This is a genomic window from uncultured Mailhella sp., assembly GCF_944324575.1.
Taxonomy (GTDB): domain Bacteria; phylum Desulfobacterota; class Desulfovibrionia; order Desulfovibrionales; family Desulfovibrionaceae; genus Mailhella.
This window is the reverse complement of sequence record NZ_CALUWV010000017.1, coordinates 1-20,992: the sequence shown is the minus strand read 5'-3', so window position 1 is coordinate 20,992 and position 20,992 is coordinate 1. Positions and strand designations below refer to the sequence as shown.

Annotated in this window: 15 protein-coding genes and 2 tRNA genes; 6 read left to right on the top strand and 11 right to left on the bottom strand. The window is 53.2% G+C overall.

The window, feature by feature from the left end; genetic code table 11:
* Nucleotides 1-307 precede the first annotated feature (307 nt).
* The 4 genes from Q0J81_RS03605 to Q0J81_RS03590 all read right to left on the bottom strand — a co-directional run bounded on the left by Q0J81_RS03605 (nucleotide 308) and on the right by Q0J81_RS03590 (nucleotide 5,061).
* Complete coding sequence (locus tag Q0J81_RS03605) at nucleotides 308-2,227, bottom strand: aconitate hydratase (protein WP_294446070.1); 1,920 nt, start codon at nucleotides 2,225-2,227, stop codon at nucleotides 308-310.
* Between the two features lie 27 nt (nucleotides 2,228-2,254).
* Nucleotides 2,255-2,752, bottom strand: coding sequence for a 3-isopropylmalate dehydratase small subunit (gene leuD / locus Q0J81_RS03600; RefSeq protein WP_294446069.1), 498 nt, complete (start codon nucleotides 2,750-2,752; stop codon nucleotides 2,255-2,257).
* Nucleotides 2,749-4,023, bottom strand: a complete 1,275-nt coding sequence (locus Q0J81_RS03595; protein ID WP_294446068.1) for a homoaconitate hydratase family protein — start codon at nucleotides 4,021-4,023, stop codon at nucleotides 2,749-2,751. The genes leuD and Q0J81_RS03595 overlap by 4 nt, the downstream gene beginning before the upstream one ends.
* A gap of 75 nt (nucleotides 4,024-4,098) precedes the next feature.
* Complete coding sequence (locus tag Q0J81_RS03590) at nucleotides 4,099-5,061, bottom strand: dihydrodipicolinate synthase family protein (RefSeq protein ID WP_294446067.1); 963 nt, start codon at nucleotides 5,059-5,061, stop codon at nucleotides 4,099-4,101.
* A 295-nt stretch (nucleotides 5,062-5,356) separates the two neighbouring features.
* Here Q0J81_RS03590 and Q0J81_RS03585 point away from each other — a divergent pair, with 295 nt between their 5' ends.
* The 6 genes from Q0J81_RS03585 (at nucleotide 5,357) to Q0J81_RS03560 (ending at nucleotide 12,188) form a co-directional block, all read left to right on the top strand.
* Nucleotides 5,357-6,946, top strand: a complete 1,590-nt coding sequence (locus Q0J81_RS03585; protein ID WP_294446066.1) for a sigma-54 dependent transcriptional regulator — start codon at nucleotides 5,357-5,359, stop codon at nucleotides 6,944-6,946.
* Nucleotides 6,947-7,255: 309 nt separating this feature from the next.
* Nucleotides 7,256-8,017: an amino acid racemase gene (locus tag Q0J81_RS03580; RefSeq protein WP_294446065.1), complete on the top strand. Its 762-nt coding sequence runs from the start codon at nucleotides 7,256-7,258 to the stop codon at nucleotides 8,015-8,017.
* Between the two features lie 40 nt (nucleotides 8,018-8,057).
* Nucleotides 8,058-9,089 (top strand): D-cysteine desulfhydrase, encoded by a 1,032-nt coding sequence (locus Q0J81_RS03575; protein WP_294446064.1) that lies wholly within the window; start codon nucleotides 8,058-8,060, stop codon nucleotides 9,087-9,089.
* Between the two features lie 206 nt (nucleotides 9,090-9,295).
* Nucleotides 9,296-10,132 (top strand): tripartite tricarboxylate transporter substrate binding protein, encoded by an 837-nt coding sequence (locus tag Q0J81_RS03570; RefSeq protein WP_294446063.1) that lies wholly within the window; start codon nucleotides 9,296-9,298, stop codon nucleotides 10,130-10,132.
* An 8-nt stretch (nucleotides 10,133-10,140) separates the two neighbouring features.
* Nucleotides 10,141-10,587, top strand: coding sequence for a tripartite tricarboxylate transporter TctB family protein (locus Q0J81_RS03565; RefSeq protein ID WP_294446062.1), 447 nt, complete (start codon nucleotides 10,141-10,143; stop codon nucleotides 10,585-10,587).
* 86 nt (nucleotides 10,588-10,673) lie between these two features.
* The gene (locus Q0J81_RS03560; RefSeq protein WP_294446061.1) at nucleotides 10,674-12,188 is read left to right on the top strand and encodes a tripartite tricarboxylate transporter permease; all 1,515 of its coding nucleotides are present in this window, start codon (nucleotides 10,674-10,676) and stop codon (nucleotides 12,186-12,188) included.
* Nucleotides 12,189-12,812: 624 nt separating this feature from the next.
* On the opposite strand, the gene Q0J81_RS03555 is transcribed toward Q0J81_RS03560, so the two are convergent.
* The 7 genes from Q0J81_RS03555 to Q0J81_RS03525 form a co-directional block, all read right to left on the bottom strand.
* The gene (locus tag Q0J81_RS03555) at nucleotides 12,813-13,226 is read right to left on the bottom strand and encodes a hypothetical protein (RefSeq protein ID WP_294446060.1); all 414 of its coding nucleotides are present in this window, start codon (nucleotides 13,224-13,226) and stop codon (nucleotides 12,813-12,815) included.
* Between the two features lie 242 nt (nucleotides 13,227-13,468).
* Nucleotides 13,469-14,293 carry a hypothetical protein gene (locus Q0J81_RS03550; protein ID WP_294446059.1) on the bottom strand — a complete coding sequence of 275 codons (825 nt, stop codon included), beginning with the start codon at nucleotides 14,291-14,293 and terminating at the stop codon, nucleotides 13,469-13,471.
* A 2-nt stretch (nucleotides 14,294-14,295) separates the two neighbouring features.
* The gene (locus tag Q0J81_RS03545) at nucleotides 14,296-16,818 is read right to left on the bottom strand and encodes a hypothetical protein (protein ID WP_294446058.1); all 2,523 of its coding nucleotides are present in this window, start codon (nucleotides 16,816-16,818) and stop codon (nucleotides 14,296-14,298) included.
* Nucleotides 16,818-17,657 carry a hypothetical protein gene (locus tag Q0J81_RS03540; RefSeq protein WP_294446057.1) on the bottom strand — a complete coding sequence of 280 codons (840 nt, stop codon included), beginning with the start codon at nucleotides 17,655-17,657 and terminating at the stop codon, nucleotides 16,818-16,820. Before Q0J81_RS03540 ends, Q0J81_RS03545 begins: the two co-directional genes overlap by 1 nt.
* A 194-nt stretch (nucleotides 17,658-17,851) precedes the next feature.
* The gene (locus Q0J81_RS03535) at nucleotides 17,852-19,804 is read right to left on the bottom strand and encodes a hypothetical protein (RefSeq protein ID WP_294446056.1); all 1,953 of its coding nucleotides are present in this window, start codon (nucleotides 19,802-19,804) and stop codon (nucleotides 17,852-17,854) included.
* 996 nt (nucleotides 19,805-20,800) lie between these two features.
* A tRNA-Gly gene (locus Q0J81_RS03530) sits at nucleotides 20,801-20,875 on the bottom strand.
* 41 nt (nucleotides 20,876-20,916) lie between these two features.
* Nucleotides 20,917-20,991: transfer RNA gene (locus Q0J81_RS03525), tRNA-Gly, on the bottom strand.
* Between the last annotated feature and the right edge of the window lies 1 nt (nucleotide 20,992).

Below are 20,992 nucleotides of genomic sequence, written 5' to 3'. Positions count from 1 at the left end.
AGCACATATTGCAATATGATGAGAGAAATCGTGTTTTTTCCCCCAGGTACCGTCCGGCAGGCGGGGACATTGCGCCGGAAACGGCGGCATGGAGCCTGGGGCAGGCGGCAATAAAGAGCTGGGCCGCGCATCCGTCAGAAGTGCCGGTGTCTCTTCGGGCTGCTGCGCTGACAGGAGCCTCGATTGAAAACACGATATTCCGTGACGTTTTTCCGAGAAGGAGTGCAATGTCCCGGTTGTTAAAAAAAATGCGGGGAGCGCTCCACGAAACGGAGCGCTCCCCGTCAGGGGGGAGGGCGGAAGGAAATCAGACGGGGGAATTCTGTTTCTTTCCTGCAAGACTGGTCAGAATACCTCCGGCGAGCAGGAGATGCCGTTCCTCGTCGTCCACGGCGCACAGCAGGGGAATGTCTAGGCCCTGAGTGACGTCGTGCAGGACAAGGGATCCCGTTTTCAGGGCCTCATGAATGCCCGTCAGCGTGAGCTCATCGTTCAGGCGCAGGCGTTCCTTGTCGGAAGGATCGGCGAACTGAAGCGGCAGTATGCCGAAGTTGATGAGGTTGCGGCGATAGATGCGGGCGAAGGAACAGGCAATGACGGCCTTCATGCCGAGGTACAGCGGGACCATGACGGCGTGCTCCCGGCTGGAGCCCTGACCGTAGTTTTCTCCTCCGACCACGCACCAGGACTTGGGCAGGGAGTCGGTATGCTTTCCGAACTCGGGGTCGATGCGTTCAAATACATGAGGTACGGAAGCGGGAACGTTGGATCGCAGCGCCAGCATTTCCGCACCGCCGGGCAGTATGTGGTCGGTTGTGATGTTGTCGCCGGCCAGCAGCTTGACCGTCATGGCGAGGGTGTCTTCCACGGGCGAGCCCATGGGCATGGGCTGAATGTTGGGGCCCTTCTGCACGGGAAATTCAGGATCCGGGCACGGTCTTTCGGGGCGACTGCCCAGAAGGAAACGTTCCGGCATGAACACGCGGGGCATGGAACCGAAACGGCGGGGATCCGTGAGGCGTCCGTGGAGCGCGGACACGGCGGCGGTCTGCGGGCTGCAGAGATAGACACTGGCGTCGATGGTTCCCGAGCGGCCCTTGAAATTGCGGTTGAAGGTGCGCAGGGTGGTCTTGCCGGAACCGGGAGACATGCCGGCGGCGTTGCAGGGGCCGCAGCAGGATTCAAGCAGTCTGGCGCCCGACGCGATGAGCGGGGCGATTTTTCCGTCGATGGTGAGCTGTTCCAGTGTGGTGCGGGTTCCGGCGGCCACCGCGACGTCGAGGTCTCTCGGCAGCGTGCGGCCCTGCCAGATGTCGGCGGTGACGGCAATGTCCGCATAATGGGCGTTTGTGCAGCTTCCTATGCATACCTGATCGAGCTTCAGTCCCTCCATTTCGCTTACGGGAACGACATTGTCGGGACTGTGCGGGCAGGCGACCATGGGAACGATGGAGGAAAGGTCGATGACGAGTTCATCATCGTATGCGGCATGGTCATCGGCCGCGAGAGCCTTCCAGTCCTGTTCTCTGCCGAAGGCCCGGAGGAAGGCCAGCGTCTGATGATCGCTGGGGAACAGGGAGGCCGTGGCCCCCGTTTCCGCTCCCATGTTGCATATGGTGGCCCGCTCGAACACGGAAAGCGTGGCCGCGCCTTCGCCTCTGAATTCCAGAATTTTCCCTACGCCGCCCTTGACGGAGATGGTCTTCAGAAGATGCAGGGCCACGTCCTTGGCCGTGGACCATTCCGGCAGCTTTCCCACGAGCTCTATGCCCAGAACGGAAGGGCGGGAAATGCGGTACGGCGAACCGGCAAGCGCGCCGACGGCCGTCAGTCCTCCGACGCCTATGGACAGCATGCCCATGCCGCCGCAGGTCGGCGTATGGCTGTCGGCGCCGAGAAGAACGCCGCCGGGAAAGGCGAACGTTTCCAGATGAGTCTGGTGGCAGATGCCGTCGCCGGGGCGGAAGAAACAGGCGCCGAGACGCCTGGCCATGCCCTGCAGATAGACGTGATCGTCGTCGTTGCGGTAGCCTACCTGCAGGGTGTTATGATCGCAGTATATGGCCAGCAGCGGTTTGACGGACGTGATGCCCGCAGCTTCAAGCTGAAGGCAGACCGGGGTTCCCAGCGCGTCGTGAATGAGCACCTGATCCGGCAGTATGTCCAGCATGCCGTCTTTTTCCATGTTGTGGCTGAGACATATTTTTTCAAAAAGATTCAGCGGCATTTCTTCATGCTCCTTCTGTGTTGTCCGTTAGAGCGAGTAGTCCCCGTGCCTGCGGATATGTTCCAGCAGTCCTCCGTCATGGAGAATATTCTGGATTTCCCTGGGAAAGGGGTTGAAGGTCAGCAGGCTTCCGGTCGTCAGGTTGCGGATTTCGCCTCTGTCGAAATCGACTTCCAGCGCATCCTCGTCGTGAATGCCGCTCGTGTCGCATTCTATGCAGGGCAGTCCGGAATTGATGGCGTTCCGGTAGAAGAGCATGCCGAAGGAGCGGGCGAGCACGGCCCGGATTCCCACGGCCCGGATGTTGATGCTCGCGTCGACGCGGGAGGATACTGTTCCGAAGCCTTTTCCGGCAACGAGAAAGTCCCCCGGCTTCAGCGACTGCACAAAGCCGGGGCGCAGATCGCCGAACAGGTTGCGACGGATTTCTTCTACCGGTGTGCCCGCCGGCTGGTACTTGTCGGAAGCGTGTTCGTCGGTATTGATGAAGTCACCGAGCACATGGGCATATCCGTTGAAGGTCATGCAGACTGCCTCCTGCAGAAGTATGGTCTGGGGTCGGCGATGTGTCCCGTCAGGGCCGAGGCCGCAACGGTCGCGGGCGAAGCCAGATAGATGGATGCGGATTTGTTGCCGAGTCGTCCTTTGAAGTTTCTGTTGGCGGAGGATATGACGTTGTCGCCGTCGCCGGGCACGCCTATCTGCGTGAAGCTCGTGCAGGGGCCGCAGGCGGGCGGCATGACCATGGCCCCGGCTTTGACGAATATGTCGATGAGTCCTTCGGCATTGGCGTCAAGCAGCACGCGGCGCGACGCGGGCGTGACGAGCATGCGCACGGAAGGATGAATGTGTCTGTCCTTCAGCACGGCTGCCGCCGCGCGCAGGTCCTCGAGCCTTCCGTTGGTGCACGAGCCTATGATGGCAAGACTGACCGTCGTATGCTCCTTTGCGGATACCGCATGGACGTTGTCCACGGAATGCGGGCAGGAGAGCATGGGTTCGATGCTTCCGAGATCAAGCTCGATCGTCCGGCAGTAGGAGGCGTCCGGGTCGGCGTTGACCACCTGGCCGGGCGCGTTGCTTTTTTCAAGCATCCATGCCTCGGTGCGCTCGTCGCCGGGCATGATGGCCGTTTTTGCGCCTATGTCGGAAACCATGTTGCACAGCGTGAAGCGCTCGCCCATGCCGAGATTTTTCAGCGCGTCGCCGCAGAATTCCAGTACCTGATAGCTTGCGCCTTCCGTACCGATGAGCCCCATGAGGGCAAGGGCCGCATCCTTGGCGCTGACGCCGGGCGACAGGGTGCCTCGGAGCTCTACCTTTATGCTTTCCGGAACCTTGAGCCAGAGCTTTCCCGTCGCCATGGCCGTGGCAAGCTCCGTTTCGCCTATGGCGAGGCAGCAGCAGTTGACGGCCCCGAGAGACGACGCGTGCGAGTCGGCAATGCCGCCGAGCGCTCCGGGGTAAAGAAGATGATGTTCCATGAAAAGCTGAAGACTGATGCCTTCGCCGGGAAGAAACAGGCGTATCCCTTCCTTTTCTGCAAACTGCCGGAGCTTCTTTTGATTGTTGGTACGCTGGGCATTCGTGCTCGGGACAAAGTGATCCATGGCTATGGCCACCTGTTCGCGCCTGTGCAGCGGCAGTCCCAGCTCTTCAAACATGCGGACGGCTCTGGGGCATTTGGTTTCCGTGCCGGCCGTAAAGTCCAGTTCTGCAACGCAGAGATCCCCGGCGTGAAGATCCCTGCCCGCGTGCGCGCTGATGATTTTTTCGACGATGGTTTTATCGCTCACGGTACGCTCTCCTCGGACAATGGACGTGAAGTTGACGGGAAAGCCCGGCGGCACAGGGTGCCGCCGAGCTCTTTTTTAGTAGGTCAGCCCTTCAAATCCGTCTTTTTTCAGGCCGACGGCGTCAATGGCGGCATAAATGCGTTCACGCTCGGCGTCCGAAAGCGGGCAGAGCGGAGGACGCACCGTCGCGCGCTTCATGCGGCCGAGATAGACAAGCGCTTCCTTCATGCGGGTATGCATGTCCAGAAGCGGAGGCGTTCCGTAAAAAACGTCCACAATGGGGTAGAGTCTGTCGCTGATCTTGCGGGCGCGCACAAGGTCGTTGGCTTCAAAGGCGGCAAAGAGCGCCGCATGAATGTCGGCGAGCACGCTGCCGGAACCGGAAATGAGACCGTCGCAGCCGAGGGCCAGAGAGCTGAGCAGCCAGGCGGAGTGAGTGGTCAGCATGCTGACGTGACGGTCGAAGGAACGGAACATGCGCAGGTGCTTTTCATGCAGACGGGGATCACCGCACGAGTCCTTCATGCCGATGATGGTGGGAACCTCCATGCAGAGTCGGCGCACGGTTTCCACGGGATAGGTCAGGCCGCTGCCCACCTTGAACTGGAAGATGACCAGAGGAAGGCTGGACGCCGCCGCAATGGTCTTATAATGGACGAGCGCCATTTCGGGACGCAGATGACCGCCGCGATACATGAAGTGCGGCGGAAACACCAGCAGGCCGGAAGCGCCGCTGGCTTCCGCCATGGCGGCAAGCTCAGCCGCGCGCTGGCTGCCTTCGGCGTTGATGCCCACAAGAAGGGGAACCTTGCCGCCCACTTCATCGAAGGCATGTTCTATGCACTGCCGCTGTTCTTCCGGGGTGAGAGTCTGAACCTGGGCCACGTTGCCGTTGATGCAGATGGCGGTGACGCCCTTGACGTTGGCAAGATAGCTCAGATGTCTTCTGAATTCCTCGAAATCAATGGAGCAGTCTTCATGGAACGGTAAAAGAGCTGCGGGAATGACGCCTTTGGCTGTGAAGGGAAGACGGTTCATGGTAACTCCTTGCAGGTTGTGGGGACGGGTATGGGATGACCGGTTGAGAGCCGGTCAGCGTTTTCTCTTACGAGATGCGTCATGCAAGAAGCAGGCCATTATGAAGAAAAAAAATTATAACTATATAATATTTTTATATTTTTCATTCGGCGTATTCCGAAGTGCTGAACCGGAGGCCTCCCTGAAGGGGGTGAATTGCTTTTTTTTACCATTTCAGCCGTTTTCAATCACGATATTTCGTGATATTTTGCCAGCAGGAGTATATTTTTCGGTCTTCCCACGAGACGAGGTTGCCATGAAGATATTTTTCCAGTCTGATTTCAAGGAACGCTTTCAGTTTCCCGATGAAATGACAGAGGCGCTGTCGGAGCTGTTTGCTCACCATCACTCTCTTCAGGAACTGCTGGAAAAACTCTTTACCTTTTTTCGTGGTCGACTGGATTATGACTTTCTCATGTTTTCCTTTACCAATCAGGAAAAGGAAAAGAGCCGATATTACATGTTTCCCCGCAAGGACAATGGAAAGGACTCCTTTCTGCAGATAGAAACGCCCATAAAGCTGCAGGCTTCTCTTTATAATACGCCGCAGTGTGCAGTCCGCATCGGCAGTCGCGTCGACACCGTGCCGAGCATATCCATTTTGAAGAAAATGATGCCCACCGTTGATTTTTCCTCCCTGCGGTTCAGGGCCGTCAATAAATACAATATGATATGCGGACTGATGTTCATTTCAAAGAAGAAGAATTCCTTTACCCGCGAGCATGCGCACCGACTTTTCGGACTGGAAGACATTCTTACCCATTATTTCAACAACATGCCCAACTGGGACGACTCATTTTTTGACGAGAATGCCGAACAGCAGATGCTGCCTCTGACGAGTCTTCCCGGCATGAAGAGCACGGTGGATCTTATATGGAAGGTGGCAAAGCAGAACTGTCCGGTTCTGCTTCTGGGGGAAACGGGAACCGGCAAGGAAGGCGTGGCCGATGCCATATACCGGGCTTCGGAGCGCGGTTTTAATACCTACGTCAAGGTCAACTGCGGATGCATTCCAGATACGCTTATCGACAGCGAGCTTTTCGGGCATGAAAAAGGAGCCTTTACCGGCGCCATTCATACGGTGCAGGGGCGCATCGAGCAGGCGCATCTTGGTGTGCTGCTTCTCGACGAGCTGGGGGAACTGCCTCTTCCCGCTCAGACGCGTCTGCTGCGCGTCTTGCAGGAGGGCACGTTGTATCGTGTCGGCGGCAGAGAGTCCATTTCCGTCAATGTCCGCATCATTGCCGCCACGCATCGCAACATTCCGATGATGGTCAAGGAAGGAACCTTCAGGGAGGATCTGTTCTATCGGCTGAACGTGTTTCCCATACAGATTCCTCCGCTTAGGCAGCGGCCGGAAGACATACCGCTGTTGTTGAAGTTCTTCATCCAGAAGAAGGCACGGCAGCAGGATTGTCCCGTCCCGGAGCTCAGCGCTGAAAATCTGGACGCGCTTTGTTCGTATGCCTGGCCCGGAAATATCCGCGAGCTTCAGAACGCCGTGGAACGGGCATTCATCTTGTGGGGAGGAAATACGTCCGAACCCTTCGTCGTTTCGGTCGATCCTCTGGAGATGACGAGGGGCAGCACTCCGACCCGGATCAGAAGCGTGGAGGAGCCGTCCGGCAGAGAGCCGGAAAACGCTCCCTTTGATACGCTGGAGACGGCTGTTCGCAAATACATTCTGCGGGCGCTCATCAAAACGCACGGCCGCATCAGCGGGGAGGGCGGAGCGGCGGAACTTCTGGGCGTGCATCCCAATACGCTGCGCTCCAAGCTGAAAAAGCTTTCGCTCGACAGGCATCCTTCCATGCTGAAAAAGGGCGGTTCACTGGAGGACTTGTGATGGAAAATGGGAAAAGCTGTCTTTTGCCGGCGCGAGCGCGCCGGAGATGACGAAGTTTAAAATGTTTTTATTTTTCCATGAGTTGAATTATTAAAAAGGATATTTTTTTCGTATATTTTTCTTTCCTTCTTGACTTTGTCCGATTTTTCTTTTTTAAAAAGAGAAAATACATATAAGTTATTAATTCTGCCTTAAAAACGCCCCTCCTTAAAAGTCCCTTTTCTCATCCTTCCTCACTATCTTCTCTTTTCTCCCCTTCCATAACTCTTCCTGCGTGAAGAAGCGTGCGTTCCTTCTTGGAGGTATATCATGCACGGTAAAGGCTACATCGGCATTGTCGGTGGTCTTGGCCCATACGCGGGTCTTGACCTTGTTAAAAAAATTTTTCAACGAACTAAAGCAGATAGAGATCAGGAACATCTTCCGGTCATGCTTTATTCCTTTCCCGGAGAAGTGCCTATACGAACGTCCTATCTTCTCGGGCGCACAAGTCAGAATCCCGGGGAAGCTCTCGGAAGAATCATGGTGCAGCTTGCCCAGTCCGGTGCAAGGATCATCGCCATGCCGTGCAATACGGCCCATCACCCGCGCATACTGAATGTCGCTCTCAATGCCCTTCACAACTACGACAATTCTGTTCAGTTCATCAATATTATTGAAAGCAGCATTCGTCAGATAGAGAGAGCCTGCCGTCCCGGTTCCCATATCGGCATATTGGCGACAGTAGCCACTCTGGAAACGGGGCTGTATCAGGAAGAGCTCATTAAATATGGTTTTACGCCGGTTATTCTGAACGATAAGGAATGCGCGACCGTGCAGGAGGCCATCAACAGTCCTTTCTTCGGCATAAAGAAAACGACGCCTCACATATCCAACGAATCGCGAGCGATACTTCTTAACGCGGCACTTCGGCTTTCCGAAAAGGATGTTGACGCCATTTTGCTGGGATGCACGGAAATTCCCCTCGCCATCACCGAAAAGGAGCTTTTCGGCAAAAGCATCATCGATGCCACGGATGCTCTGGCCATAGAAGTGGTCAATGCTTTTGAGCCTTCAAAACTTCTTTACTGAGAAGTTATAACCTTCAAATTTTTAACGTTCTGGAGGAGCGATGAAGCTTACCAGGTTTAAACGCAGAGGCTATGTTCAGCAGCCTACGCCGGTTTGTTTTTTGCCGGGGCTTTCCCAAGCGCTCGGCGGTGAGGTTAATATCTATATAAAGCGGGACGACTTTCTTCCCGGATGCGCCGGAGGCAACAAGACCAGGAAACTTGATTTTGTTATGGCCGACGTTCTGGAGAAGAAGGCCGACTGCGTTATTACCTGCGGCGGTGTTCAGTCCAATCATTGCCGTCTGACATTGTCGTGGGCCGTTCATGAAGGGCTCGACTGCTATCTGGTTCTCGAAGAGAGAGTGAAGAACAGCTATGATCCTCGGGCTACGGGAAATAATCTGCTGTATCACCTCATGGGAGTGAAGGGAATCAAAGTCATTCCCGGTGACGCTTCTTCTCCCGAGGCCATGCAGGAGCTTGCGGACGAGCTGATCCGTGAGGGGCGACGTCCCTATATCATTCCCGGGGGAGCGTCGAATCCCATGGGGACGCTCGGTTATATGAACTGCGCGCAGGAAATTACGCAGCAGATGTTTCAGATGGATACTGATATTCAGTATGTCGTCGTTCCCAGCGGCAGCGCGGGCACGCAGGCCGGATTGCTGACGGGCTTTTATGTGGACCAGACCAATATCGAAGTCATCGGCTGCGACGTAAGCCGTCCTGCTGACGCTCAGACCGAAAAAGTTCGGAATCTGGCCTCGGATACTCTACATTATCTTGGAATTAATGAAGAATTTCCTTCTGAACGGGTGCACTGCTTCGATAAGTTTTTCTATCCGGGATATTCTCTTCCCAATGCTGGCATGGTGGAAGCTGTCAGACTCATGGCCCGCACGGAAAGCATTCTTCTTGATCCCGTGTATTCGGGGAAGGCCATGGCCGGTCTTATTGATCTGCTGCGTACCGGTTATTTTCCGAAAGGTTCCAATGTACTTTTCATTCATACGGGAGGTGTGCCGGCTCTGTATAAATACTCTTCTGCTTTTTTTGAATCCTCAGGAGGCAATGGGAAAACGTCTTTTTGACCATCATGGCAACGGATGAACACAGACATGTTGTTTAACTTCTTTTCAGGAGACTTCATATGTTCCGTAAAATTCTGGCTTTCGCATTCGCAGTTTCAACATGCTTTCTGGCTTCTCAACCTGTTTCTGCTGCTGAATATCCTTCAAAGAATATTAGAATCATCGTACCTTACAGTGCCGGTGGCGGAGTCGATGTTCCTATTCGCATGATGTCGGATCTTGCCGGACAATACATCAACGGACACAAGCTCATTGTAGAGAACATGCCTGCCGGAGGTTCCATTGCCGGGAGCACGGCCGTCTTCAAGGCTCCCGCAGACGGCTATACCGTGCTGGGGTATACGCCGACGACGGTTATTGCTTCTTTGACCAGACAGACGCCGTTCAAGACGGACTCTTTTCAGCCGGTCGCGGCTTTCTGTCAGGATCCTACCGTCGTGGTCGTACGTGCCGACTCTCCGATAAAGGACATCCATGACTTCATGGAAACAGCCAAACAGCGCAAGCTCATCATTAATATTTCGGCCCCCGGCAACATTCCGCAGCTTGGAGGCATGCTTCTCGAAAAGCAGTTCAATGTCCAGTTTTCTTATGTGGTTGCGAAGAGCGGCGGCATGCAGATCACCCAGCTTCTGGGCGGACATGTGGAAGCTGCGCTGTTGAGCCTTGGAGAGGCCTCCGTCAACCTTGAGGCCGGGAAGATCCGCTGCATAGGCATTATGTCCGATAAGAAATATGAAGGCTTTGAAAACCTTACTCCTTTTTCGAGCATCGGTTTCTTTTATGAGGGCGAGGACGGCGTGCGCTCCTCGGAATGGGGAACTACCCGCGGTCTCGCCGTAAAGGCCGGCACTCCCGATGAGGTCGTGAAAAAGCTCAATGACATTTTCGGCAGCATCATAAACAGTCCCGAGTTTCAGGCACGCATGAAGAAAGCCGGATTCCCCTGCGTATACATGGACAGCGCCGCGTTTACGCAGCAGATGGACAACATCGCCCACACCTGCAGCTATCTGCTTCAGAATCAGATCAACAGCAAATGAGGTCGGTCATGGGGATATGGAAGCAGGATTTTTTTATCTATCTGTTTTTCCTCCTTATAAGCCTAACGGTTCTTGCCGTTGCCTGGCAGTATCCTGAAGGAGACAAGGAATTTCCTCTGCTCGTCGCCGGCTGTCTTGGCGTAAGCTCTGCCTTCCTTGCAGTGAGAGCGTTCTTCAAGGAAGGGCCTGCGTTTCAGTTTTCCCTGGTGCGCTATCGCAAGATCATCATACAGGTCATTCTGATTCTCGGTTTTTTTGCGGCGCTTCCCAGAGCAGGTTTTTTCCTTGCTGCAAGTCTCCTCAGTCTTCTGACCATTTTTAATGGAGGCTATGCCCATAAACTTATTGCCGTGCTGTTCTCCCTTGTGTTTCCCGGCGTTATTTTCTTTCTTTTTCATGTTCTTTTGGAAGTGCCTTTGCCGGCGTCGTTTGAAAGCCTCGGCATTGGTCTGTAGTCATTGAGAAAGGGCAGGCGGCAAAAGCCGCCTGCCGTGGGGTGGAACCGCAGTCCCAATATTTCTGTACTAGGTAAGGAATGACCATGGAACAAATTCTTGCTGCATTTTCTACGGTTCTGAGTCCTGAATTTTTTGTCTGGCTTATACTCGGTGTTTTCCTCGGACTGGTAGTTGGCGCCATTCCCGGCATCAATGACGTCATTGCCATTGCAGTTCTTATTCCCATTACGTTTAATCTTGACCCTGCTCAGGCGCTGCTCATGCTGGCCGGTCTGTATACGGCTGCGTGCTATGGAGGATCCTTTCCCGCCATTATGTTGCGCATTCCCGGTACGGCGTCCTCGATGGTAACCGTTATGGACGGGTATCCCATGACGTTGAAGGGGCAGGGGGGCCTTGCTCTTGGCATTTCCACCATCAGTTCAATCATGGGAGGACTGTTCAGTGCGGTCTGTCTCATGTTTTTTGCTCCTACGCTTGCCGGATATGCACTGTATTTCGGGCCTGCGGAATATTTTTCTCTTGGGGTGCTGGGGCTGGCTTCCGTGGCAGGGATGGCAGGCAAGAATGCCGCAAAGACACTGGTCGCCTGTCTGCTGGGACTTCTGCTTTCCACGGTTGGTATGAGCCCGGAAAACGGTTTTCCCCGCTTCGTCGGAAACTACTTCGAGCTGCTTGACGGTATTCCGTTTGTTGCGGCTCTCATCGGTCTTTTCGGTATTTCTTCCGGTTTTCAATTGATGGAAAGACTGGGACAGAAGACAAAAATGGCGGATGACGATGATGTTTCCCGAATCAGAATCGGCAAGACTTTGCCGTCATTTTCGCTTTTCCGCAAACTTCTTCCGGTCATAGGCACGAGTTCTCTTCTGGGCACGATTATCGGCATTTTGCCCGGTGCCGGTCAGGTCATGGCCATTTACATGTCGTACGATCTGGCGAAGGCCCGCAACAAGGATAAGGAGTTCGGCACCGGTGTGCCGGAAGGCGTTGCGGCTCCGGAAGCAGCCAACAATGCGGTCGTCGGCGGTTCCATGGTGCCGCTTCTGTCCCTCGGGGTTCCCGGCAACGGAACTTCCGCTCTTTTTCTCGGAGCCCTCATGATTCACGGTCTGCGGCCCGGACCTGCCTTGTTCGCTGATCCTTCCAATATCGCATATGTAATTATTGTCGGATTTTTCCTTGCCAACTTTCTTCTCGGACCCATGGGCCTTTTTTTAGGAAGGATGATTGCAAAATTTGTTTTTTCCATTCCCGATGTCTTGCTGGGAGCCGCCATTGTGATTCTTTGCGTGACAGGGGCGTTTGCCGCAGGAAACAGCACTTTTTATATCTTAGTCGCTTTGAGCTTCGGACTGATCGGTTTTATCATGGAAAAACTCAGTATTCCCCTGGCTCCGCTTATTCTTGCCCTCATTCTTGGACCCATGATGGAAACAGGCTTTACGCAAAGTATGACAATTTCCGATCATTCGTTGTCGATTTTTGTTGAACAGCCTATTTCGCTCTGTATGCTGGTAGTTTCCCTTATCTTCTGTCTGATTCCTGTTGTAGGAGCTGTGCGTAAGCGTCATAATCGCTATTTCGACATGGGATAACTTCGATCATGGTAAGTATGATATAAATAGCTGGTTATCAATTTATCGCATATTTCATGAAAGTTTCAGGTGCGTGTTTATTGTATACTGATACAGGGAACAGATGACATTGATTACACAGAATGATCGGTGAGTTTTCTATTTTTGCAGGTACATGAAGACGCAGGTGAAAGTGGGGAAAATAGCAGCCTGTTTTCGTGAGAAATACCGGTAAGGGTGCGGAGATGCTGAGGTGAGAAGAAAGACACGTCCGCCCCTTGCCGGCCATGTTTTTCGGAAGAACATCGGGTAAATCGGGGCAGTCCGGCAGATGTCACTGATGGCTGAGCCTGAGACCGGTAGATTGTTCTTTGCAGATAAAGCATCTTTTAAGGAAAGAGGACGCATGAGATCACTCGCGTCCTCTTTCCGTGTCAGGTGTACTGGGGCTCAGGGGTTCATGCTTGTTTTTCCCCGGAGCGGCAGACGCGCACCGGAGCGCGGCAAACGCAGCTTTTGTCGGTATGCCGGCAAATCTTTCGAACGCGAATGTCTGCAACAGGCAAATGGCACGACAGAAGCCCATCAGCCAAAATCACAGGCAACATTTCTGACGGCACACGTATTTTTCAGGATGGATGAAAATTATTTTATCATGCTGTCGAGATAGGGATAGGCTCCGTGGGTGGTAAGATCACTGCAGCGGTAAATATTGGTGTCAATGCCCTGTTCATGGAGAAGGTCTTTTTCCCCATTGAAGAATATACACAGATTATTCATGTATAAGATGTTTTTTACGGTGTCCGGTGTAAGGTAGTTGGGAATCTCTCCGTTCTTGCTGGTACCCGCATAGGCGTTCAGCGCATGGGCCAGTTCCTGTTCGGACATGTTTCCGCTGAGAATGAGCTTTTGCTCCCGATAGTGTTTGCGTCGAAAGTTTTCATAAGCCTGAAAGGTACTTGCAGGAAGTTCGTTCGTCATGCGGGCAAGTTCCGCCTTGTACTGCTCCGAAGGCGGCTGGCAGAAGGCGGTACACCACTGCTGCAGAGTGTTCAGCACAGAGGCTGGCGAGGATGCGTTGTTTCCGAGGAGACGATAGTGGAAAGAATATGCCTCGGCAAACTGATTCCAGTTGCTGATAAAAGAATTATAAGACTCCATTATTCTTGGGCGTTCTTGCTGTACGACCTGTTCATGCCTTGATGCCTCGAATGGCCGCATGCAGCTGTAGAGCATTAAAAATATCATTAATAATGAAAGGACTGATCCTGCAATGAGAAGTTTTTTTAACGTATTGCGCTTCATTTTTGTCTCTCTTGCTGTAAGAAGAACGTATCAATAAGTTGTCTGTCCTTTTGGGACAGCGGCTGATCCTTTTTCACATACTGTTTCAGGCTGCTTCTTTTCCATAAGTCGCACCGGGAATCGTCCGTCTTGTCCAGCCACGTCTCAAAGGGGATGCGCTGACTGCCGCTCTGACACTGATGGCGTGCGTATATGGATGGACACAGGTAGAGACTTTCCATGAGGTCTTCTCGCGAGCACAGAGATGGCGGCTGCCGAAGCTCGACGGGCTGACGTGCTGCAGATTCTGCTTGAGCGGGGCGAGGGGGAGAGGCCTGCATTTTTCCGTCGTCGGCAGCGTTTTCATGAGACGGCATGTTTTGGGTCGGGGGTGAGGGCGGCACGTCGGAGTTTGACATGAACATGGTGAACAGCACTCCTGCGACCAAAAGCAGAAGCAGCCCCGGAATCAGGACGGCTCGTCCCCAACGGGCGCTCAGCAGCGTTTTTTCCCAGGGGAGATCAACATGTATCTCCGTTGCCGTTCGAGGCGCCTTCGCCAGTACGGGGAGTACGGCCGCGGCGCTGCGGGAAGGATTTCTGCAGTTGCGCAGAAAGGCAAAGGAGATGGGAACTATCGTTCTTCCATAGATATCCTTTCCTGGCCTGTAGTCAAAAAAAACGCAGACGGTTCCGAACGTTTTCCATGACGGTCGTTCCGTCTGGAGGCGTTCATACTGCTTTTTGATTTCTGCTTCGATTTCAGGGACGGGAAACTCAGAGGGAGACCATGTGGCGTTTTCATTGTTCTGCCAGAAATGATGGGCGACCTTGAGGAGCATGGTCATCTCCTTCTGAGGATGAGGGCGAAATCCTGACCCAGCTGTTTATGGAGTATGTTGCCGGATTTCAGCAGGGAGAAAATATCTTCCTCCGTGATATTGAGATACTGCACGGTCGAAGATTCCTTCAGCCAGTCGATGGTGTCGGTTTGAGAGATGGTGAGGGTGCCGTGACTTGGAAAAATCGTCTTTGTGCCGAAACTGAAGCGGGATTCAAAGCCGGGCATGTCGGAAGCGTTGCAGACGTAGGTGGAATCGGAAGAGCTGCCGGAGACGTCCTGACCGCTGGTGGGGGAGAACTGGAAGGTGAGTTCGTTGTTTTTTACCCAGCCGCAGCCTGCTCCCAGCGGGTTTCCTTTGCGGGCATAAATATACCAGTCAACGTCGAGGCCGAATGTCAGAGCGTTTTTATACCGTTCCGTGTCTTTCTGAAGAAGTTCCACGGTGTTGCTCAAGTCCCATGGACGCTGATAGCGGAACAGACCATAGTCGAGAGTGACGTCTGCGAGTCTTTCGTCGAGATAGTGCAGCGTTTCTTCTCTGTCTGCCAGGTCGTTCAGCGACAGGATTTCCCTGCCGATGCCTGCTATGACGGCTCTGTCGATGGCTTCCACCTTGCGCTGCATGGCATTGGAGATGCCCTGCTTGTATTCTTCGCTGAGCAGCCCCTGTTCTGCCTCCCTGCTGATGAACTCCCTGAGTTCATGAATATTTTTTTCCAGCGTCTGTTCGGAGATGCCTGAAACGCGGTGCAGGATGGCATAGTACAGTCGTTCTCCCAGGCTCTGTCTGATATTGGCGAGTCTTGTCTGAATGGTTGCTGAAGGATCGTCTGCGTACTGCATGAGCAGCTGTTTTGCCTGTTCGTAGCCGTCGTTGTCCTGCGTGGGGGAAGAGAGCTGGTCGAGTGCCTGTGCAATATCGCGTTCGCGGAGACTTTCGCTTCGTTCGTCGATGCGGGCGAGCAGGGTTTTGACTTCCTCCGAATCGGGCAGAGTTTTGATTTCAAGACGCAGTTTGTCCAGATCATACCGGGTCACCTGCGGATCCTCCACGGATGCCCGACATTGGCATATGGTCTGGCTTTGCTGGAGCAGCGTCTGTACCCGGTCGGTGAGTGCCGGTTCGATATAGGCGACATCGGACAGCAGGTGATCGGCGAGCGCAGCCCGTTCGCAGGCATCGGTCGTCGTCTGCACCTGTGCCATTTTTTGAGAGAAGTCGTCGCGCATCTTTTTTACGAGCATGTCGCGAAGGTTGCGGACCTCTGTCAGGTTGTTTCTGTAGAGGCCCAGCAGAAGCGGGTTGTTGGCGTAGGCTTTTTCGTAATCGTTGAGCAGAGCGATGGTGTCATACACGGAAGCGGTGCTGTTCATGACCGCGGAGTAGTCGGCGGCGCGCTTGTAGTGTAAATGGCCCATGTATCCGCCCAGAAGCAGAACGGCGGAAAGGCTGAGTACCCGGAAACTGAGGCGCAGACGTTTTTTGTTCTCCTGTTGCTGCAAGGCCTGTCTGATGTCGTTGATGCGCTGCTGTTGCTCGTCGCTGAAGTATTCCTGCAGACTGTGTTCGGGCGCAGCATGAAAACTGCTGTCAAATTCGCTGAGGGTGGTGCAGTGTCTTACCTTCTCGAAGAGAGCGGCAGAACTTCGGTCGAGAGCCTTCTCCAGCATGTCGGCGTAGTCAAAACCTTCACAGCGTCGCCAGAGGGGCGCACAGTACAGCAGATATTCGGCGAGTTCCACAAACTGACCGTTTGCCTCAAGTGTGGAAACACGTTCCTGAAGATTGCTGAAGAAGCGGCGGACGAGAATGAGTATTGCCTCGTCTGTGCGATACGGATGCATCTGCCCCGGTACGGGATGAGAGTCCGGTGTCTTATGGCCGTAGGCCGACATGGGCAGTATGGTGAGGTCGCTGAAGAAGTTTTTGAGCTTGTCGCTGATGACGCGATAGATTTCAACGGACTCAATATGCTCCGCAGCCGCCCTGTCTTCCTGTTCCGTCTGAAAGGCGCTGTTTTTGTCCCACTTGTTGACGGCAAGGACGACGGGTGTGGCGATGCGTTCATCCTCGTTGTATATTTCTCTCAGCAGGCTGATGAAGTAGCCGATTTCCATTCGCAGCTCTTCCATGATGGAGAGATCGTCTTCATCGGCGGAGGGAAAGAAGAAGATGAACCCGTTTGCTTCTCTGATTTTTTTGCACAACGCCGTCTTTTCCGGGCTGTCTTCCGTATCGCGGCTCAGGGTCTCGGCAAAATGTCCGTCGTAATCGGATATGAGGATGTTGACGTTGTAAGAGCATCCGTCGGCTTCGGTGCGGAAGGCCAGCTGTATGTCCTTGAGCGTTCCGGCCGTTGCCGGAGGAGTTTCCCCTTTCTGGAGAAGTTTCCAGTTGTCGTTCAGACTTGCAATGCTTTCCGGGTCTTCGACGGTAATGCTGCTGCAATTCGCCAGAGCGGTCAGAAAGATGGTTTTCCCGGAGTGCTTCGGGCCTATGAGAACGATGTTGATGTGCTGCATTATTTCCTGATCTTGCATTTGCTGCCTCTGTGCAGGTCGGCGTTGAATTTGCTGGCGTCAAAGGAGGGAGAGGCGCCTTTCTTTTTTTCTGACCGGGAGAGCCCGGAGCCTGAGTCGATTTCATGAATTTTTCTGGTGAGGCAATTGAACGGCAGGGCCAGAAGGGCCAGAATGGTGCGGCGACAAGGCTTGAAGCACACGCAGATAACAATGGCGATGAAGATGAGTATCTCGGAATGGAGATTTTTTATGGCGTCCATCAAGGGAACCGCGGCATTGTCCAGATCGGTGACACCCTTGGTCAATCCTTCAACTGTGCCTTTGACAGGCGCTGTCATCAGAGGAATGGCGTGATCTCTGAAAAAGTTGGAGATAGCTTCTTCCGCGCCGTCGGGATCAATCATATGCCAGGCCATCAGACCGAGAGCAAGGTTGCGCATATTGGGATCTGGCAGGTACTTCTTGAGCGTTTCCAGAACCTCCATGGATTTTTTCCCGCCGCGACGCAGCATGTTCATGGTCGCGTTGGCTGTGGCTTTGTAGTTCCCCAATATGTTCGAAATGTTGTTTAAGGTCTGCTGCGGCAGATTGCTCAGCGCGGGAAGCCTGCGCAGATCTCCCAGACCGCCTTTTGCCGAAGCCATGACGGTAGCGATGTCGTCGACGCGGCTCCACGTCTTTTGCATGTTTTTTTCCATGCGCATCAGACTTACGGGGTTATCCAGGGCATCCATCAGACGGGCCTGTTTAGATCCTGCTGCGGCGAAGTCCTCCACCATTTTTGCGCCCAGAATGACGTCGTCGCCTTTGGTCGCCAGATGAGGAAAGCGTTTCAGCATATTTGCCTTGTCCGCGGCATTGAGAACCTGCCCCGACTGTCTGCCCAGTTCGGCCGCCTCGTCGGCATGTCGAAGTATTCTGGTCATGATGCTGCTTGCACTGCGGGCCGCCACTCCCGGTGACGGCGCCAGGAGAAGAAGCGCGCAGAAAAGGGCTACCCAGAAGCTCCATATGCGTATTCCCTGTCTGTTTTTCATAAGTTCATCTCCTTCAGCGTATTTTCATTTTTCGTCTGGCCAGGACAAAGCAGTTGTACTTCGCTCCAGTCAGGCATGTATTTTTCCGGATCACGGCCGAATGCATTCTGCAGCATGTCATATAGTTCCATGAGTTTCAGAATGTTGTCGAGATCGAGCCCCTCGGGGGAAGAGTTCGGCTGGCGACGGGGAAGCGTACGCCCCTTGTTTCTGGCGCCTTTGGCTGCGGACGTTGCCGTTTTTCCCTGAACAAGCTGCCTTGCTCCTGCCATGGAAACTCTGCGTATGGCCAGCCGTGATCCTGCGATTTTGACGGACTTTTTTATCCCGCGGCTTATCATGGCAGTGCCGATTTTTGCCACGGCGGAGCCGGCACGTGCGGGAGGATAGACAAAGGAGCATATCTGGCAGGCTATATCAATGGCATCCAATACGTTGCTGGTATAGATGAGTGCCTTGATGGGATCTACGCCTGTAACGTTTTCCAGTTTTCCTTTGATGGTTAAGCCTGAGCGCAGCAGCGTGTCTTCCGGCAGACTGCCCCGTTCCAGCAGTGCTTTGCGGGCATCGGGACTGCCGGGAGGATTGCCTGCACAGAAGTATTGATACAGAGACGGAGAATCGCTGTCCGGGAAACCGAACTGCAGAAGACGTATTGCCACATCATATTGGCGGGAGAACTGTCTTTTTTGCATGATGGAGAAAAGGGTATCTCCCACGGAGGCGAGAAATGTCGGAGCGAGCCACACCGGTTCTTCCGGTCCGGGCAGAGAGGTCAGCAGCTGGTCAAGCAGCTTCTGCTGCTCGGGCGGCAGGGCCCGTCGTTTTACGGAAAGGCTCATCATGCTGGCAAGATAGATGTTTTCAGAAGTCGGGGTGTCACCCGTAAAGATGCCGGCAAACTTTTGAGGGCTTGTTGTTCTTGTCCAGTTGTTCAGCAGCCTGGCGAGATCGCCCTTGGCATACCAGTCAGCCAGACCGCCGAGATGTTTTTTTTCAGGTTGAGCCAGCAGAATGCCGAACAGCGTGATGTTGCTTATTTCCTGACATGGGGAAACGGAGACGATGTCGCGAAAGAAGAGACTGTCTGAGACGAGCCAGGAAAGAAATCTTCTGATGTCTTTTTCCTGCTGAAAGTCTGCCTCCATGAGTCCCTGCACCAGAGCGTCGGCAAGGGCCGCGCATACTTCTGCACCCCAGGCAGGAGAGTAGTGCCGGGCCGTTTCCCCGTAGAGCATGTGCTGTACCTGAATGTAGCGCTGCTGCATGGTGCGGAATCGCTCAGGTGTTGGATAGCTTCCGGCAGGAAAAAGATGGGCGATTTCCCGCCACGTCATGGGCGGGAGAATGCTGGTGACGGCATGTGGAGTAAGCTTGATCAGTTTCTGCATTTCCTCAATGCCCCATTCCTGAAGAAGCATCTTGTATACGTCGCAGGAGTCATTGGGGAGCGCGGCAAGCGCGGGAAGATATTGGTCATCGGACCAGGAATGGGACAATGCCAACAGCGGAATGAGGAGTTCCATTTCCTTGGGCGAAAAAGTCTTTTTTAATTTCAATGCCGAAAGGCCGGGGATCAGCAGGCGGGCAAGAAGGATGTTGGAATCCTTTTCCGGTTCGGAAAACACTGCATACTGCTGGCGGGTCATGGTTTGCAGCAGATCAATATATTGGGAAAGAGCATTGCTGTCGCCCAGGTATTGGGAAAGCGGCAGAATCAATTTGGTATTGTTGTGAAAGGCTTCTGCCAGTTCCGGTCTTTTTTTGAACAGAGCTGTCATGCTGCGCATCATATCTTCAGAGTTTTCTATGATGTCGAGCATGGCTATGCTTTCGTTTGGTTCAAAAGCGTAATATACAGGAATGACATCACATCCGTAGCTTTCAACGGCATCCTTCATACGATAGGAGAATTCTTTGACGACAGAGCGATAATTCTCTTCAGACATGGCTTCCGGGCATAGATTTTCAATGACATCATAGCTCGAGGCCGAGGAAGAACTGCCTGAAAGAATGATCGTCAACGCACACCATAGGATACATAGGATAATTTTATATGATGTATATTTATTTTTTTCAAATAAATATACAGTCATGTATGCATCAGTAAAAAATATGAAATTTGTCATAACAGCCTTCGATATAATTTAATTGATATGAACAGTATAATATATTATGACAGGTATTGATAATAAACGATATCAATAAGTATTATATTTATATGTATATGAACTGGAATGAAAGATGATAAATTTTTTTTCAATAAAATCTAAAACCAAGTTCTTGTCAAGCACATACTGAATAAAAAAAAGAATTTTTGAAGCGCCTATACGGAAATCCGGCGTGCAAAGACACAAGAATAAAAAAAAACGGTAGGTTACGGGATTGCTTTTTTGCAGATGGCGCAAGCGGAGCATGGCGGGGATTTTTTTTTGAAAAAGAGCCGCACTACCACAGAAGCGCAGGAGCTGCGCGGAGCACGGCAAGATTCTGCCGGAACGGCGGGCGGTTATCCGGTTGTTCCTGGTGCCGTCACGGACACGATAACGGCAGTTCAATGACTGGGGCCGGTATGGGGATCAATATCCTTTTCATCGGCATCATGCTCCCATGAGCCGAAGTTATTACCGCCTTCGTGGACTGGCACCGACCATGTTCCGCATTCTTCAACAAACGCTACTTGAAAAAGATGGTCATGGCGTCATCCATCAAACCGACAACTTGGCTCGCGATCGTTATTCTTGTTTTTCAGATCGCCATAAAAATTGTGAAGGATGCAGAAGGGGAAGACTGAAAGAAGGAGGGCAGTTGCCGGAGGGCCTTTTGCACGTATTTTTGCCGCTGTTTTGCCGGGGATCGGAAGAATTTTCCATCCGAAGGTCGAAAATATGATTGCAAAAAGAAAAGGGGCCATAAGCAATGCGCTTACGGCCCCTTGAAATATCTGGAGCGGGCAACGGGATTTGAACCCGCAACCTTCAGCTTGGGAAGCTGACACTCTACCGTTGAGTTATGCCCGCATACGAAAAAAGGCTTACGTAGGTAAGCCTTGATTCTTTCGTGGAGCGGGAGACGGGATTTGAACCCGCGACTTCAACCTTGGCAAGGTTGCACTCTACCACTGAGTTACTCCCGCA